The organism is Cryobacterium serini (genome assembly GCF_004404025.1).
Lineage (GTDB): Bacteria > Actinomycetota > Actinomycetes > Actinomycetales > Microbacteriaceae > Cryobacterium > Cryobacterium serini.
In genome coordinates, this window is record NZ_SOHN01000008.1 from 347,634 (window position 1) to 364,200 (window position 16,567).

Annotated in this window: 15 protein-coding genes; 8 read left to right on the forward strand and 7 right to left on the reverse strand. The window is 65.1% G+C overall.

Going from position 1 to position 16,567, the window contains the following annotated elements; all coding sequences use genetic code 11:
- Positions 1-178: 178 nt before the first annotated feature.
- A complete protein-coding gene (locus tag E3T51_RS04970; protein WP_241989177.1) occupies positions 179-1,069 on the reverse strand; it encodes an amidohydrolase family protein in 891 nt (296 codons plus the stop codon).
- Between the two features lie 171 nt (positions 1,070-1,240).
- Positions 1,241-1,378, reverse strand: a complete 138-nt coding sequence (locus tag E3T51_RS04975; RefSeq protein WP_420898404.1) for a hypothetical protein — start codon at positions 1,376-1,378, stop codon at positions 1,241-1,243.
- Positions 1,379-1,472: 94 nt separating this feature from the next.
- Here E3T51_RS04975 and E3T51_RS04980 point away from each other — a divergent pair, with 94 nt between their 5' ends.
- Entirely contained in the window at positions 1,473-1,874 is a 402-nt protein-coding gene (locus E3T51_RS04980; RefSeq protein WP_241989178.1) for a DUF3592 domain-containing protein, read from the forward strand.
- Positions 1,875-1,942: 68 nt separating this feature from the next.
- Here E3T51_RS04980 and E3T51_RS04985 read toward each other — a convergent pair whose 3' ends face one another.
- Together E3T51_RS04985 and E3T51_RS17495 are read right to left on the reverse strand one after the other, a co-directional pair.
- Positions 1,943-2,230 (reverse strand): MmyB family transcriptional regulator, encoded by a 288-nt coding sequence (locus E3T51_RS04985; RefSeq protein ID WP_134528261.1) that lies wholly within the window; start codon positions 2,228-2,230, stop codon positions 1,943-1,945.
- Positions 2,121-2,411 (reverse strand): helix-turn-helix domain-containing protein, encoded by a 291-nt coding sequence (locus E3T51_RS17495; RefSeq protein ID WP_420898405.1) that lies wholly within the window; start codon positions 2,409-2,411, stop codon positions 2,121-2,123. The genes E3T51_RS04985 and E3T51_RS17495 overlap by 110 nt, the downstream gene beginning before the upstream one ends.
- Here E3T51_RS17495 and E3T51_RS04995 point away from each other — a divergent pair.
- Together E3T51_RS04995 and E3T51_RS05000 are read left to right on the forward strand one after the other, a co-directional pair.
- The gene (locus E3T51_RS04995; protein ID WP_134528264.1) at positions 2,392-3,120 is read left to right on the forward strand and encodes a class I SAM-dependent methyltransferase; all 729 of its coding nucleotides are present in this window, start codon (positions 2,392-2,394) and stop codon (positions 3,118-3,120) included. The genes E3T51_RS17495 and E3T51_RS04995 overlap by 20 nt on opposite strands.
- Positions 3,121-3,254: 134 nt before the next feature.
- Positions 3,255-3,614 (forward strand): hypothetical protein, encoded by a 360-nt coding sequence (locus tag E3T51_RS05000; RefSeq protein ID WP_134528266.1) that lies wholly within the window; start codon positions 3,255-3,257, stop codon positions 3,612-3,614.
- 31 nt (positions 3,615-3,645) lie between these two features.
- Here the strand turns inward: E3T51_RS05000 and E3T51_RS05005 are convergent, their stop codons facing one another.
- Complete coding sequence (locus E3T51_RS05005) at positions 3,646-4,788, reverse strand: cation:proton antiporter (protein ID WP_134528269.1); 1,143 nt, start codon at positions 4,786-4,788, stop codon at positions 3,646-3,648.
- A gap of 73 nt (positions 4,789-4,861) precedes the next feature.
- Between E3T51_RS05005 and E3T51_RS05010 the strand changes: the two genes are divergently transcribed.
- Together E3T51_RS05010 and E3T51_RS05015 are read left to right on the forward strand one after the other, a co-directional pair.
- Positions 4,862-5,698 carry an SDR family NAD(P)-dependent oxidoreductase gene (locus E3T51_RS05010; protein ID WP_134528272.1) on the forward strand — a complete coding sequence of 279 codons (837 nt, stop codon included), beginning with the start codon at positions 4,862-4,864 and terminating at the stop codon, positions 5,696-5,698.
- Positions 5,699-5,889: 191 nt separating this feature from the next.
- Positions 5,890-7,764 (forward strand): HNH endonuclease signature motif containing protein, encoded by a 1,875-nt coding sequence (locus E3T51_RS05015; RefSeq protein ID WP_134528274.1) that lies wholly within the window; start codon positions 5,890-5,892, stop codon positions 7,762-7,764.
- Between the two features lie 10 nt (positions 7,765-7,774).
- Here the strand turns inward: E3T51_RS05015 and E3T51_RS05020 are convergent, their stop codons facing one another.
- Positions 7,775-11,731 carry an SCO7613 C-terminal domain-containing membrane protein gene (locus E3T51_RS05020; RefSeq protein ID WP_134528276.1) on the reverse strand — a complete coding sequence of 1,319 codons (3,957 nt, stop codon included), beginning with the start codon at positions 11,729-11,731 and terminating at the stop codon, positions 7,775-7,777.
- A gap of 335 nt (positions 11,732-12,066) precedes the next feature.
- The gene (locus tag E3T51_RS05025) at positions 12,067-12,882 is read right to left on the reverse strand and encodes an alpha/beta fold hydrolase (RefSeq protein ID WP_134528279.1); all 816 of its coding nucleotides are present in this window, start codon (positions 12,880-12,882) and stop codon (positions 12,067-12,069) included.
- A gap of 80 nt (positions 12,883-12,962) precedes the next feature.
- Here E3T51_RS05025 and E3T51_RS05030 point away from each other — a divergent pair, with 80 nt between their 5' ends.
- From E3T51_RS05030 to putP, 3 genes are all read left to right on the forward strand, one after another.
- Positions 12,963-13,883, forward strand: a complete 921-nt coding sequence (locus E3T51_RS05030) for an AEC family transporter (RefSeq protein ID WP_134528282.1) — start codon at positions 12,963-12,965, stop codon at positions 13,881-13,883.
- Positions 13,884-13,899: 16 nt separating this feature from the next.
- Positions 13,900-14,622, forward strand: coding sequence for a fumarylacetoacetate hydrolase family protein (locus E3T51_RS05035; protein ID WP_134528284.1), 723 nt, complete (start codon positions 13,900-13,902; stop codon positions 14,620-14,622).
- Positions 14,623-14,965: 343 nt separating this feature from the next.
- Positions 14,966-16,468 carry a sodium/proline symporter PutP gene (putP, locus tag E3T51_RS05040; protein ID WP_134528287.1) on the forward strand — a complete coding sequence of 501 codons (1,503 nt, stop codon included), beginning with the start codon at positions 14,966-14,968 and terminating at the stop codon, positions 16,466-16,468.
- The last annotated feature ends 99 nt before the right edge of the window (positions 16,469-16,567 follow it).

Genomic DNA, 16,567 nt, shown 5'->3' on the forward strand with positions numbered 1-16,567 from the left:
ACAGACGAGTCGGTAGCCCGCTCCGCGTACCGTCCAGGCAGGAGGAGCTGGACCAAACCGTATATTTCTACTAGTGGGCCTGGTGGATCTGGTCGGTAGCCTATTGGAAGCTGACCGGAGGATCAATGAATTCACCAGTCCAAGCTCGGTGAGGACCCAAAAGTACATGCGCGGCGTTTTATTCGCCGATCAGCCGCAGACCGTTGTACCAGCAGACGGCGCGCAGCCAGTCGTCATCGAGGCGCGGCTCTCGGTCGCGCAGGCGTTCGAGCGACTCCAGCTGGTGCGCGTACGGGTACGGGATATTGGGAAAGTCGCTGCCCAGCACTACCCGGTCGGGCAGATCGGCCAGCCGCGGCAGCAGCGCGGGGTCGAACGGCGCGAGTTGCTCGAAGTAATCAGTGAAGGCCATGGTGGTGTCGAGGTGCACCCACGGATAGCGCTCGGCGAGATCGAGGAACTCTCCGTATTCCGGGGCGCCGAGATGGGCGACGACGGCCGTCAACAGCGGATGCCGCGCCAATACCCCCGCAAGCTTGTCCGGCCCGGTGATACCCGGCCGCGATACCGGCGCGCTGCCGACATGGATCACGACCGGAATCCCGGCGTCTGCGAGCAACCCCCAGACCGGGTCGAGCACCGGTTCCCGCAGGTCGAAGGCGCCGACCTGCGCATGGATCTTGAATACCCGCGCGCCGCGATCGAGGGCGGACTGCACCTGCCCGAGCACGCCTTCCTCCGGGTAAAACGTGGCACTCGGCACGCAATCGGCGTGTTCAGCGGCCAGATCGAGCGAGAAATCGGTCAGGGAAGCCGCCATGCCCGGGCGATGCGCATAGGACAGCGCGGTGAAACGGCGCACACCCAGCCGGCGAATCGTTGCTAGCCGAGACTCCTGGTCGTCGCGGTACTGGATCGGCCACTCCTGGCCGATCAGCGGTTCGATCTCGTCGAAGTGGGCCCAGACGCGCCGCAGCATCCGCTCTGGGAGAAAATGGGTGTGTAGGTCGACCAGTCCGGGCAGGCCCAGGCCGCGCCACCACACCGGTACCTCGTTGTCGAGCATCATTGACCCCAGTGTGTCAGACCTTGACAGGCGGCTGCCCCAAGCCTATTTCTTGCGGCGAGAAGGGGTAACGAAATGAACACTCTGACGGTCACCGTCGCGCCCAACTTGTGACGACCCGCTGAGGCCCTATTTCAGCAGCGTCATGCAACCGCTGACGCCAGCACAAATTCCTTATGAGACCCAGATCGATTCCCACGCACCGGCATCAGCGTGAGCGGCCAAGCCACTCATCGTTGCCCACTGCAGAGCCGGTTCGATTCCGACCAGATCGCGTCGCCAGTCCTGAGGTACAAAGAGTCCAAATCGCATGGTTTGAGCCTAGAGACCCGTCGGTGCGGAGCTAAACGATACGCTTTAGCCATCGGGGTATGCGCCGCGAGCAGACGACAGAAAACGGACGGCGGTGGCAGTGCACGCGCTCGACTTCGCCGGTATCATGAGCGAGATTCTCACACTCGTCGGCCTCATCATCGGAGCGGTCCTCTATATCGTCGGCCTGTCCGTACGCGGCATTAGTGGCCGCTGGACTCGCACGACCGCCGTAATCGCCGCGTCGGGGCCGGCCACGGTCATCCGCTGGTTTGATAACGACGGCGATGTGCACGAGTGCCCTGCCGACACCCACGAGACGCAGAATCTGGTAGCGGGCGATGACGTGCGCGTCTGGTTTCGCAATCGCTGGCCCGAAAAGTGCCGCACGCACGACCCCGACCTCGACGGCAAGGGCCTGCGCCTGATCGGCCTGGTGCTGCTCGGCATTGGTGTTCTCGCCGGTGTCGCCGGCATCGTGCTGATGTTCCTCTGACGCATCCCGGTTGGGGAACGAAGCGGTTGCCTGTGGCGCGACAAAGGCTCAGAGGTTTTCCGACCCCGTCAGGTTTCTGGAAGCCAGATGGTTACGCGTATCCCTTCGTCGGGGAGGCGCAATACTTCGTAACGGCGCGCAATGGTCTCGCCGTCTGGGGTGCGTAGGTGCTTGAGCGAGGCTCGTCGGCGCTCGACGATGTGCTCGTCCCACCACTCCCCGAACAGGGGGCTCTGCTCGCGCAGCTCAGCGACAAGCGCCTTCAACTCGGTGTCGTGAAGGTTCGAGTGCGTAGGCGGGGTTCGGCCGGACGGCCTCGACCAGAGCCGCCATGCGTTGGCCGAGTATGAACTCATCTCCGCGCGCACTCCGGGGCGACGAGGTAGCCGCGCGGAGACGGTAGAGATGCTCGCTGGCATCGACGTTTAGCTGGAGCGCGCGAGCGAGCGCATCTAGCACCGGGTCGCTGGGATGTGTTTCTCGTCCTTGCTCAAGGCGTGTGTAATGGTCGACGCTGATGCCCGACGCGGCCGCCACTTCTTCGCGGCGCAATCCAGCTACCCGGCGGCGGTTCGCACCGGCGTTCGTGAGAGGTTCCAGTTCTGCGTCGCTTCGCTGTTGCCCGGGTCAGATCGACACCGCCGCGCTCGATCTGACCCGGGCAACAGCGAACGAGCGAGGCGTGACCAATATCGATTTTTTTTCGCCTGCGGACATCCACGCTCTAGAGTTCGACGACGCCACCTTCGACGTAGCCCACGCGCATCAAGTGCTGCAGCACGTCGCCGACCCCGTGCAGGCATTGCGCGAGATGGCGCGGGTGACCAAGCCGGGCGGCATCGTGGCGGTGCGCGACAGCGATTACGCCGGCTTCTGCTGGTGGCCGCAGATCCCGGCTCTCGATAGGTGGCTTGAGCTGTATCGCGCTGCTGCGCGAGCAAACGGTGGTGAGCCAGACGCTGGACGCCGCTTACTTTCGTGGGCTCGCGCCGCTGGGCTCGAGGAAGTCACCGCTACCTCGAGCACCTGGTGCTACTCCACTCCCGCAGAGCGAGCCTGGTGGGGAGGCATGTGGGCCGACCGCATCCTCAACTCGGCGATTGCAGGGCAACTCATCGAATCGAAACTAGCGACATCAGAGGATCTCCAGGAGATCAGCGACGCGTGGAAAGAGTGGGCCGCGAGCAAAGACGGCTGGATCTCCATCCTCCACGGCGAGCTGATCTACCGCGTGATCCCCACGTAACCTCCAGGCCCTGTAACCCATGGTACTCATCGGCGGGCACACCCCAGAGGGAAAACCATCTCTGCCTTTTCCTCGGAACAAAGAAGGACAGTATTACTACCGACTATCAAGGAATCGAGATGAGACTGACCTAGATGCGCAGGCTTGCGTGGGGGCAGTCTGTGCATGTCGCGATGGCGCGCATTGAGCTGCTGCCGCGTGTCACTTCCGTGAAGGTGAGCCAGGTCACGTCCTTGAACGGCTTCACTCGAGTTGGGTCAACCTTTGTAGACATAGGGTCCGGCGGCGAGGGCCGGGGTTTGCGCGGCGTTGCCCGCCCGAGTGTTGCCCCGGTCGTGCGCGTGGAAATCAACATGTTTACACGACCGGAGACTCCGATGCTTCCCGCCCGGTCGAAGGTCGCCAGCGACAGGGTGCTGGTCACCTATGTCCGCGCCGCAGCAGATGCGCCCCTGCCGACGTTCCTTCGGGTGGGTCGCGCCGCGGGAGCCTAGCTTCGTGCTTCGCCAGCCGTGGACCGTCAGGTCAGGCCGGCGCAGCGGATGCCGCGCGCGGCTTGGCCCATCCGCTCGCCACCGCGGTCACCGCGATGGTCACGAGCGCTCCGAGCAGCAGGGCCGCAGCCTCCCCGGGGGCGAGCACGCGCAGCTGGGTGCCGATCGTGGCGGCCGCGATCGGAATGCCGAGCTGGGCGGCCGAGAGCATTCCAAACGACAGCGGGAGGCCCAGCACGCGCGTGGTCGCGTGGGTGAGCAGGGTAGCGACGCCGAGCACGAGTCCGAGCGCGATCATCTGCGGCTGGTCGACAAGGTCACCCAGGGCGAGCGAGGCGCCGAGCCACACGAAAAACAGCGGTCCGAAGAATCCGTCGGCGAGGGCGAAGAGCTGCCGGGCCAGGCGGCGCGGTTCGCCGACCGCTGCGACGGCGAGGCCGAACGCGAACCCGGCGAGCATGACCGAGACGTGGCTGAACACGGCCACCGCTGAGAGTGCGAACAGAATGGCCAGCTGGATGCGCAGCTCGAGCGCGAACTTGCGGTTCTCCGACAGCTTGTGCAACTGGACGCGAGAGCCGTTGCGTTCCAGCCAGGCCAGCACGAAGTAGAGCGCCACTGCCAGTACCCCGACCAGGGCAGCGCCGAGGGCGGCACGGCCCGCATTCGGCGGGTCAATGGCCAGCGGCAGCGCCACAATCGCGGCAATATCGGCGATCGCGACCTGCGCCGTGAGCTCGAGCATCGATCGGCCGCGCAGCCCCAGCGAATGGATGAGGGGCAGAACAAGCGCGGCCGACGAGGAGGCGAGCAAGACTATATAAAGGAGCGCATGATTTGTGCCGAAGATCATCGCGATAACCACGCCGAGGGCGATCGCGGCGAGCGTCACCAGAATTGCGCGCACCAGGCCGGCCGACAGCGCCGCACGAATCGCGCCGGAGCGAACGGGCACGTGCGTGCCGGCCACGAACATGATCAACGCGAACCCGACATCCGCTAAGAGGGTCAGCGTGGGGTCGCTCGCGTCAACAAAGCCGAAACCGGTGCGGCCGACGATCACACCGGCGCCGAGCTGACCGATCACGACGGGAATGTTCCACCGGCGCGGTGTCGCAAGCAGCGGCCCGAGCAGTGCGATCACGGAGATGATCGCGAGGGTCTGAAAGTCCATACGCACCTCCCCGATTCTGCCGCTGGCCCGAGCGTAGTCCCGCAATAGAGCGCGCAGGCGGCATGATGGGGGTATGAGTCGAACCGTCGCCGGAGCCCGCGTGCTGATTACCGGAGCCGCTATGGGAATGGGCCGCCTGTATGCCGAACGCTGCGTCGCTGAGGGGGCGAAAACGGTCATTATGTGGGACCGCGACGGTGCCGCGCTCGCCCAGGCCGCCGCCATCCTGTCTGAACGTTCCTACGGACGGACGCAGGTCGTCCCCTACGTCGTCAATATCGCCGACCTCGGCGCCATCGCGCAGACCGCGCAGCGGGTGCGCACCGAGATCGGCGACCCCGACGTGGTCATCAACAACGCCGGAATCGTGCGTGGCAAGTATTTCTGGGAACACGACAACGGCGCCGACACCCGCCCGACCATGCAGATCAACGCGCTCGCCCCGATGTACATCACCCGCGAGTTTTTGCCGGCGATGATTGCGAGCGGATACCGCGAGTCACGCATCGTGAACATCGCGTCGGCCGCCGGCACCCTCAGCACCCCGCGTATGAGCGTCTATGCCGCTTCGAAAGCGGCCATGATCGGCTGGAGCGATTCGCTGCGGCTCGAACTGGTGCAGCAGGGACACGGCCATGTCAAGGTGACAACGGTATGCCCGAGCTACATCGACACCGGAATGTTCACGGGGGCCCGCGGGCCGCTGCTCACCCCGTTGATGACGCCGGAATACGTGGTTGATCGGGTCTGGCGGGCGATGCTCGCCGGCAAGCCGCAACTGCTGTTGCCGTGGACGGTGAACCTGTCGAAGGTGCTGCGCGGGGTGCTGCCGTTGGCGGCCTGGGACGCCGTGGCCGGTCGCGTTTTCGGTGTCTACCGGTCAATGGACCGCTGGGTCGGTCGCGGGTAGCTGCCCAATTCGCGGTAGGAGGACAGGCTCCGGGCAGACCGGTACTGGCATCGAATTCTGCGCGTTGATCTCTTTTTCAACGCGAACCGGTCTCGAAAAGCGAAATATGGCCCGAATGTAGCTTCGCATAGAAATCCAAAAGTCACTGAGAATCCCTCGACTTCAGGCAATGGTTTTGGTAGAATCGAAGCATGAGCCAGAGCGGCGACACCCCCCGACCGGGCTTCGTCGATTCCGGCTTCGACGACGTTTGTGAGGGGGAGTTCGTCGAGTGGTCGTTCTCGGCTGAAGAACGCGCATTCTTCGACGCGTTCCGGCTGCAGTGCCTGTGTGAGTGGCAGGCCGAAGACGAAGCCGAAGCGGCGGCACAGGCTGCCGCCGCTTCACTTGCGGTGAAGTTTCGGCAGGACGTGCAGCTCGCCGACGGTCCGACCATCCCGACCGACCTCGATCTCGCCGAAGTGTTCGCCGCCGTGCCGCCCGAGCACTTGTTCGACGAGAACCTCCGCGAGGAGTTTATCTTCGCCGAGTACAACGCTCTCCAGCACCACGCCGATCCGTGCGTCGCCGACCCGTCCTCCGCTGACCCGTGCGCTGCCGATCCGTGCGCCGCTGACCCGTGCGCCGCCGATCCGTTCGGCCCTGTCCCGTTCGACTCGGCTGCCGCTGGCTCAGCCGAATTCGACCCGGCTGCTGCTGGCTCAGCCGCGCTTGGCGTGCTCACTGACGTGAACCCGTTCCAGCGGCGGCAGGCGCAGTTCGTCAACCGGGTGCTTTATTTCGAGAGGGTCATTGCTTGGGCGCAAGCGAGTAAGGCTGAGGTTCTTACGGAGGCGTGGGATTACACTACCAACACCGCCGAAACCGGCCGGCCGCAGGCTGGGCCGCAACACGAGCACGATTGGGACGCCACGTTCGCCGCCCAGCAGGGCTTGGTCGCGGAGGTGGCGTGTGCGCTGCGCATCCCGGCCGGCACCGCGTCCGGTCTCCTGCAGGAGAGCCGGGTGTTGGTCGAGTCCCGCCCGCAGACCCTCGATGCGCTGCGCACCGGGGACATTTCCCTGCGGCATGCGCGGCGGGTGCTCGACCAGCTCGACTCCGTGCCCCCGCCCGCCCGGGCCGAGCTGGAAGCGGTGCTGCTGCCGCACGCTCGCAGGCTCACTCCGGCGCAGTTCGACGGCAAGGCCCGCAAGCTGCGGGAACGGTTCCATCCCGATAGCATCACCGTTCGCCGCACCAAATGCCTGGCCGACCGCAAGGTTATGTTCTACCCGGACAAAGACGGCATGGCCACGCTGTGGCTGCGCGCTGCCGGTGACGACCTGCACGGCATCTACACCCGCGTCACCGACGCCGCCATTAGCCTGCAGGGCCCCGACGAGCCCCGCACGCTCAGCCAGCTCCGCGCCGATGTCGCCGTCGACCTCCTCGCCCACGGGGTCACCAGCTCCGGTCTCGGCGCCGGCCTTGCCGCGAACGTGAATATCACCGTGCCGGTTCTCACCCTGATGGGCACGAGCGAGGAGCCGGGCGAACTCGAAGGGTACGGGCCGATCGCCCCGGAGGTCGCCCGCCGCCTCGCGGGCACAGCGACGAGTTTTCTGCGCATCCTCACCCACCCGCACACCGGCATCGTGCTCGACGTCAGCGCGGAACCGTTTCGGGTGCCGGCAAGCTTGAAGAAATATTTGCGCCTGCGGGATGGGACCTGCCGGTTCCCTGGCTGCAACCGCTCCGCCGGGCACAGCGACCTCGACCACACCCGCGACAAACAATTCGGCGGCCCCACCATTGCCGCCAACCTGCACCACCTCTGCCCCGCTCACCACAACCTCAAGCACTACTCCGCCTGGACCGTCACCGCCGACCTTGACGGCACCCTCAACTGGACCAGCCCCGCCGGCAAACACTACGCCACCGACCCCGCCACCCGCATCAGCCCCCTGCGACAACAGGCCGACACGTCACCACCCCCACCGCAACCCGAGCCCGCAGTCGAACCGGCTCCGCCCAACCCGTGGGCCTCGGCCTGGGACATCACCGACCCCGACCCGCAGCCGTTCTAGGTGTAACCGGCTACCGCAGCGCGCTGATGCGCAGGGCAACCGACTTGAAGTTCGCTATGCGCTGTTCGTAGCGTGCAGCGAGAACGATAAGCAGGATGCCACCGCCACCGAGCCAGAGGAACCACGGAACCACGCTGTAGGCGAGGGCGATCCACGGCCAGAGCTGGGCGACACCGTGGATCAGCAGTACGGCAGCACCGATCACGAACGGCGCTTGCAGTCGCCGCGTGCTGCCGATCACGAGCACCATAATTGCTACGACACCGAGGCTGACGATGCGCCACAGGTCGTTGTAAGTGAGATCGAGCAGCAGCGACGGCACCAAAAGTAACAACAGTCCCGGACCAAACCAGGGCCAGCTGCGTGCTCGTGGATCGCTGTGCAGGCGCAGCCAGCCCGACCCAATCAGCGCGAAGGCTACCGGCACGGTGACGAGTTCGAATGGGTCGACCACGCCAGAGCTGGCCACCGTGATAGCGGCCAGGGCAGCCAGTGCGAGCACGCTCCAGGCGGTGATTGCCCCCAGCGGCGCCCGGGGCCGCGCGAGGGAAAATACATGTACCGCAGAGAGAGCGAGCACGAGTAGAACAGCCCGGGGCGTCGACAGTCCGGCATCTGCGGGGGCGCTGACAACGGTGACTTCGACCCAGGTCAGAACGGATGCCCACGCCAGCACAAGCGCGATGCCCGCGCCGCGTCGGAGCGCCATTGTTTCGGCATCCGTTTGGCGAACCAGTAAAACCGCGGTCGTGATTGCCGCCATGGCGGGAAGGACCAGCCAGAGTTCGAGTCGCCCATCGGGGGCGCCGGGCGCACCGACCAGGCGCTGCGTCTGTGCGAAGGCTGTCACGACCAGGGCAATCGCGCCGACCAGACCGGCCGCAGCCAGATAGGTCGACGACGGTGGAGCCCAGCGCACCAGTGCGGCACCGATCATGAGGGTTACAGACACGAGAGCCAGCACGATTGGACGCACCAGCGACCCCGACTCGGGCGACACGGCGAGCGGTACCAGAGCAATGAGCAGTCCGGCGAAAGTCAGGAGGCCAGCTACCGGACTTGCTTCACTCGAGCGATCGGTTGTGCCGAAGCGGCGAATCAGTGCGGCCGTGGTGAGCACGATGCCGGCGACCGGCAACACGTACGGTTCGAGTGCGACGATCCCGGCTCGATCGAGGCCGAGCCAGAGGCCGGCTGTGCCGAGGAACAGGGCAAGCCAGCCGAAGTGGCGGCGTTTCGACCGGGATCCAAACAGCCCGTCAGGCGCGATCGCCATGATGAGTGCAACGATGCCGGCGAACACGATCACCAGCCAGCCGAGGGAACGGAACGTGACTACTGCGGTGAACAGGGCTGGCACGAGCACAATCGCGGCGCCGATTTCGAGGGCGACCCGGTCGCGGCGGGCAAACGAATCCACGTCCAGCGCACCGGTCGCACCAGCCGCGTCGTTGACAGCGGGGCTGGCCGTGACGCTGTCGGTGTTGCCGCTACGGTTTGTACCGTGCAACAGCGCGAGCGAGCAGACTACGAGGGCGACAGCCGGTGCTGCGAGTATGAAAACGGATGTCACGGCAGCCGTTGCGAACAAAATCTCGCGAACAAGTAGATACATTGCCGGAGCCAGGACGATGGCGGCGATGGCACGTTCCCAGTGCAGCACGCCATCGTTGGCGCGCAGAAAGACCCACAAAGCACACGCGGCGACCAGAATGCCGGCGCGCAGGATGGATCCAAGCGGTTCGGGCTGCAGGAGAGATTCGTCGGCGGCAAGAGACCACAATCGAATCGGAAGGACGAAGACAATCGCGGTCGGAACGAGAAGGGCGAAGAATGCCCAGCGCCGATCGAGAGATGAGAGCGCCGTCGGCCAAAGCGCTGCCGCAGCGACGAGCAGGTGCAGGAGGGCCGTGGCGAGGGCAATGGCAGCCGTGACGTTGGCCAGATTGATCGCGTCAGACCAGAGCTGTTCCGGCGCGAGGGCCAGGGGAACGTGGCCAACCCCGACCAGGGCGATCATGATCGCCGCGGCCAACAGCGCTCCGCGGGCCTGAGCCCGGGAATCACTGGCGAGCACGGGGCTGGCGAGCACGGGGCTGGCGAGCATGGGCCCTGCTGCCCTGCGCGTGACCAACAGTCGGGAGAACCAGAGCGCGACGACGAGCGATACCGTGCCAAACCACCAGGTTGTGGGATGTCCCCAGCTGATGACATAGCCCAAGGTCTCGCCAGCGACGAGGAGCGTGATGATGGCCGGCACCAGAAAGCCGAGCGAGAACCGACCCCTGTCATCGTTTTTGGGCGGCACCGCTGTTGGCACAGAGGATCGCGCGAGGAGCAGACCGATGAGGGCGCCCGCGCCCAGCAGCAGGTAGAGCGCGACGATAACCCCGATGGGCGGGGAGAAGGGCACAGCGAGAACGACAACGGCCAGGCCGAGCGCGGTCACGATCTGGCGCCGGGCGCGGAGCAAACCGCCTAGGGCCCAGCCGATGAACAGGATTGCGCCGACTCCGACCAGCGCAAGCAATGCCCAGACGTTATCGGCGTTGGCGAGGTCAGGGACGACCTCACGGTCGCGTAGTCCGTTTGCCGTGGCTTGGATGAGTGGCCAGGCGGCGTACCCGGTAGCGAGGAGCAGCGGAATGGCCGCGACAATGGTGGCCGAAACGGCTGCCACCAACCCGGCCGTGCGTGCGGCTGAGGCCGCGGCGAGGTGACGAGCGAAGAGTTCGAGTGCCACGGCCAAAGCGGAGGCGACGAGCACGGGCACGGTGAGTGAAAACGGCAGACTGTCGTAGCGACCGGCAACGACCGGCGCGATACCAGCCGCCGCGAACGCGGCCAGAGACGCCGCCAGATAGGCGAAAGCCCGGTATTCCCCCATGAGCCGGGCTGGCTGCGCCATGTCGACGCTCTGAAGGATCAACGCGGAATGCGGTGCACGCACTACGAGCACGGCGTGCGCCGTGGCAACGAGCGCGACCGCGCCGAGACACCAGACAGGCGCGATGAGGCGGTCGGACTCTACGAAGACCGCGACAACGGCCGCCGTGACCAGGGCCAGCGCGCCCAGCGCGAGCAGCAGTATCCGCTCGAGGAATCGATCGGTGGCCGGCCGCCGGCGCCCATCCGTGGGCCGGGGCAACGTTGCGCGGTGCAGCAGGGCAATGATGGCGGCACCGAGAAAGCCGACGAAAACGCGAGTGAGCGTGTCCTGGCTCTGAAAGAGACCGGCCGCGAAGAGCCCGATGCCGGGAACCGCAACGACGAAACCGGCGATACTGCCCACGCGCAGGTTCGACCGGCCGTGCCAGCCAAGAAAAAGCATTGCGCAAACTGTCAGGGCGATTCCCCAGTAGAGCGGCCCGTCTGCGGCGGCGAGGCCGAAAAGGTTGTTCTGCCGAATACCCCAGACGTCGAGAAGCACGAGTACCACGGCAAAGCTTCCGATTCCCTCGGCGGTGGACGTCAGCTTCGAACGACGCATCCGGGCGGCGACCACGAGAGCCGCCACGGTCAGCAGCGCGACGACAACAAAGCGGAACCCCAGCCCGGCGACGATCCACGCAACGGTGAGAAAGAAGATCGCAGCAACCGAGACCAACAGCACCCCGATGGAGAGAAGCACGACCTGCACGCTGGAACGCCGGGGTTTTGACGGCAGGGCCGGCGCAGCGCTTCGGTCTGGGGGGAGCAACGCTGGTGCCTGCGGAGATACAACCGCCCTGGGGCCGCGCGTGCGGGCGGTCGGGTCGAACACCGTCGGCGCGGCGGGGAGTGCGCTGCGCTGCGCTGCGGAAGCGGCTGTCGGCAGAACCGGCAAGAGCGTCGGAGCCGGTAACGCCAACGTCGTGGCGACTGAACTAGCAGCGACCGAATTTGTGCTCACCGGCAGGGTCACGGCGACCCGGCCGGTCTCCGTTTCGTAGCGGATGCGCCCGATCAGCTCGGCGCGACGCTGCAATGCTGCTGCGGCCTCTCTTGAAAGAGTCAGTAATTCCGTTGCCGCCCCGTGCTGCAGGTCGAGTCGGCAACTGGTACACACCGGCGACCTCAGCGGTGCGTGGCAGGCCGGGCAAAGCGCCGTGTCGCTAAGGTCTCTGGCATTGCGCGGCCAAATGATGAGACCGGCATGCCGAAGGTAGAATTCTCCGCTCCGGATTGGCTCGTGCTCTGACATCGATCTCCCCGCGGTCGGTCACTCTGCACACAGGCTACCGGGCACAGAAAATCTGGGCAGACCGCGCCGCAGGGTGTAGACAATTGCCCACGACGCGGGCGGGGGAGGAGACGGAAGGATCAGAGGCTGTTGGTCGCGAGCCAGCTGACCAGCACGCGCTGAAACTCCAGCGGATGCTCGACGCTCGGCAGGTGAGCGGTGTCGCGGAACGTGCAGCCGCTGGCCTGCGGCAGCATTTCCAACAAAAATTCATAGTGAGCCAGCGACGACGTGACATCGAGCTCGCCCACGGTCACCAGCGCCGGAACGTCAATGTCACTGACCCGGTCGAGCGCGGCGGGCTCGAGCGGAATCGGGATTGGCGCTTCCGTGGCGTGGATGACGTTGCGAAGGTTGAGCTCCTGCGCGAGGGCCAGAAAAGCGGGGTCGACGTCGGCCGCCTTGCGGGTCGGCCCGACCGCCCAGAGTGCAACTTCGAGCCGCGCCAGCCGCGGCCATTGCCGGCCGGTGAAGGCCGCGTCGAGTTTGTCGAACAGAGCGTCTTCACGTTCGGTGAGCTCCACATCGGGAAACCCGCTGGGTCCTGACCCAATGGTGACCAGGCCTGCGACGCGCTCGGGGCTTGCCACAGCAAGATCGATCGCGATCGTGCCTCCGCGCGAGCACCCGATCAGGGTGGCTCGAGCCACGCCAAGATGATCGAGCAGCGCCGTGGCATCCGCTCGGTTGGAGAATTCAACATTCTCGGTCGTGGTCTGGCCGAAACCACGGGTATCGAAGCGGATGACATAGTGGTGGGCCGAGAGGGCCGCGACCTGCGGGTCCCACATGCGCAGGGTCGCGATGCCCGCGTGGAGCAGGAGCAGGGCGGGCGAGTCGGGGTCTCCCTGGGTCTCGTAATAGAGGGAAGCGCCAGGAACGTCGAGTCGGGGCATGCGTTGAGCGTAGCAACGTCGATCGCACGGCCGAAACGGCCGCGCCGGTTCGTGCTCGGGTAAGCCTTAGGCTCGTCAGAATGGGCGGTGTATTGGTCGGTTTTTCGATTATCGGGTTTGTCATCCTGATCGGGTATTTTGTCGAGCGGTTCGGCATTGTCGGCGCGGGCGCAGGCCGGGTACTCAACCGAATGGCCTTCTTCGTCGCCACTCCCGCGCTGCTGTTCACCGTGCTCTCGCACGCGGACGTATCGGTGATTTTCTCTAAATTTCTGGTCGTCATCGTCTGCACCATCGTGGTCGGCGTGCTCATCTACCTCGCCTTCGCGCGGCTGTTCTTTCGAACGCCGCTGGCCGAGACGGTACTCGGCGCCTCGAGCGCGACCTACGTCAACGCCAACAACATTGGGCTGCCCGTGGCCATCTACGTGCTCGGCAGCGCCCAGTATGTGGCGCCCGTACTGCTGCTTCAGCTGGTGATTCTGGCCCCGACCATCCTGGCCGTTCTCGACGTGGCCACCAGAGGCCGGGCCTCGTTCGTGTCGCTCGTGACGCAGCCGTTTCGAAACCCGATGATTCTCGGCTCGCTTGCCGGCGTGCTCGTGGCGACCTTCGATATCACCCTGCCAGCCCCGGTGTTGGCGCCGTTCGAACTGATTGGCGGAGCCGCCATTCCCCTGGTGCTGCTCTCGTTTGGCATGTCGCTGCACGGCCAACGACTGCTGAAGGCTGGAACCGGGCGTAAACAGGTCGTGGCGGCCACCATGATCAAGGTCGTACTGATGCCGATCATCGCGTTTCTGTTCGGACGCTTCGTGTTCGATCTTGATGGCGCCGAGCTCTTCGCCGTAGTCGCCGTCTCGGCTTTGCCGACCGCGCAGAACATCTTTAATTTCGCCTCGCGTTACGATCGAGCCATGGTCGTCACCCGGGACACCGTTTTTCTCACCACGATTTTGTCGATGCCCGCTCTACTCGTCATCGCGGCCCTGCTCGCCTGAGTCCCGAAAGGACCGCATGTCTACTTCTGGCCCGTTTACCGCACCCGAGGCCACCAGCCTGCCGATCGTTGGTAGAGCAGAGCGCTTCTATATACACCGGGTGTACTGCGTCGGACGCAACTACGCCGATCATGCCCGCGAAATGGGCAACGACCCCGACCGCGAGGCGCCGTTCTTCTTCGCCAAGCCGGCCGACGCCGTGTTCGCCGTCGACGAGGGCGTTCCCGCGTACAGTGTCGCTCCGCACACGGTTCCCTTCCCGTCAGAGACCGACAACCTGCACTACGAGATGGAACTCGTGGTCGCGATCGGCGTCGGCGGCGCCGACATTGCGGCGGCGGATGCCCTCACCCACGTCGTCGGCTACGGCGGCGGCGTCGACCTCACCCGGCGCGACCTCCAGGATGCCGCCAAAGCACTGCGTCGCCCGTGGGATCTCTCCAAGGGCTTCGATTTCTCAGGACCCTGCACTGCGCTCGTTGCCGCCAGCGAGATCGGCCATCCCGCTTCGGCACGTATCTGGCTCAGTGTCGACGGCGTGACCCATCAGGACGGCGACCTTGCCGACCAGATCTGGCCAGTGCCCGACGTGATCGCCGCTCTGTCGCGGTTTGTCGCCCTGCGGCCCGGTGACCTTATTTTCACCGGTACTCCTGCCGGTGTGGGCCGAATTGAGCCGGGAAGTGCCGTCACCGCCGGCATCGACGGGGTCGGCGACCTCGCCTTTCACGTGGTCTGACGGCAACCTCAGTGCTCGAGTAGCGCACCGAGGGCAGTCGTGGCATGGCCGCGATGCTCATCGAGCAAGCGGATGACCAACTCGGCATCATTTTGAGACTGTATCCAATTCTGCAAAACAACGGAAGGGGCAACGGGGTCGTCGGCCGTGTGAGGTCATTCTGGACCGGCTGCGCGCAACCTTGGACAGGGGGTAAGCCCCTCTGTTACCAAACGGTTACGTGGGCAATTGGGTGGTATGACATGGCATAAAGCCCGTATTTCTGCGAGACTGGCACTTTGACCTTGCCCGCAGCGCGGGTAATCACGTCCAGTACGTCGGGCATCCCAACAAAGGAATCCCATTGACGGATCAAACATTTCAGATAATCGCGATCGTTTTATACCTCGCTGGCATGGTCGCCATCGGGTATTTTGCCTTTCGGCAGACCAAAGATCTTGACGACTACATGCTCGCCGGCCGAGGCCTCAAACCCGGTACCGCTGCGCTGAGCGCCGGCGCTTCGGATATGTCCGGCTGGCTGTTGCTGGGACTCCCCGGGGCCATCTACGTATCCGGCCTCGTCGAGGCCTGGATAGCGATCGGCCTCACCATCGGTGCCTGGCTGAACTGGAAGTTCGTTGCTCCGCGGCTGCGCTCCTATACCTTCGTGTCGAAGAACTCCATCACCATTCCGAGCTTCTTCGAAAATCGGCTGAAAGACACTTCGCGTTTGCTGCGCGTGGTCTCCGGCCTGATCATCCTGGTGTTCTTCACCTTCTACGTCTCCTCGGGCATGGTGGCCGGCGGCGTCTTCTTTGAAGAATCCTTTGGCTCCACCTTCCTCACCGGCATGCTCATCGTGGCCGGCGTCACCCTGCTCTACACGCTGTTCGGCGGTTTTCTCGGCGCCACCCTCACCGACGTCGCCCAGGGCATCCTTATGCTCGTCGCACTGATCGCGGTCCCCTTCGTGGCGCTCAATGCCACCGGCGGAGTCGTCGCCACGCTCGAGTCCATCCGCGAAATCGATCCGAACCTGTTGTCCATCACGGCCGGCGGATCCGTGCTCGGTGTGATCTCGGCTGTTGCCTGGGGGCTCGGTTACGTCGGCCAGCCGCACATCATCGTGCGTTTCATGGCCCTGCGCACCCCGCAGGATGCCACGGCCGGACGCCGCATCGGCATCGGCTGGATGGTCGCCACCTCTCTCGGCGCTGTCGCAACTGCCCTGATCGGACTCGCGTACTTCCAGCAGAACCCGGACCTGACGCTCGCCAACCCGGAAACGGTGTTCCTGCTCCTCTCGCAGACCCTCTTCCACCCCTTCATCGCGGGCCTCGTTCTGGCCGCTGTGCTTGCCGCCATCATGAGTACGATCTCCTCGCAGCTGATCGTTTCCTCGTCGGCTTTGGTCGAGGACCTCTACAAGATCGTCGGCAAGGACGCGGCCCCGAAGCAACTCGTCATGCTCGGACGGGTCGGCGTACTACTCGTTGCCGTTGTCGCCGGACTCATCGCGCTGCAGCAGAACTCCACCATTCTCGACCTGGTCGGCTTCGCTTGGGCCGGTTTCGGTGCCGCCTTCGGACCTGTGGTTATCCTCTCGCTGTACTGGAAGAAGCTGTCCACCTGGGGTGCCCTCGCCTCGATGGTCACCGGCGCCGTCGTCGTCTTCATCTGGGGCAACTCCCCGCTCGGCGACATCCTGTACGAGATCGTGCCCGGCTTCGCGGCCAGCCTGATCGTGGCCGCCGTGGTTTCCCTCGTGACCTACAAGCCCAACGCCGACATCGACGCTGAATTCGATGCCGCTGCGGAGCAGGCTCACCCCAAGTATCAGGCTCGCGAAAAGGTTTCGGTCTAACCAACCGGCACTACGCACTGTAACGGCACCTGCCGTCGGCCGTCTGGTCGCGCGGCAGATGTCGTTGCGCAGACTCCTGGGCGCCGGCGGCGATACTTT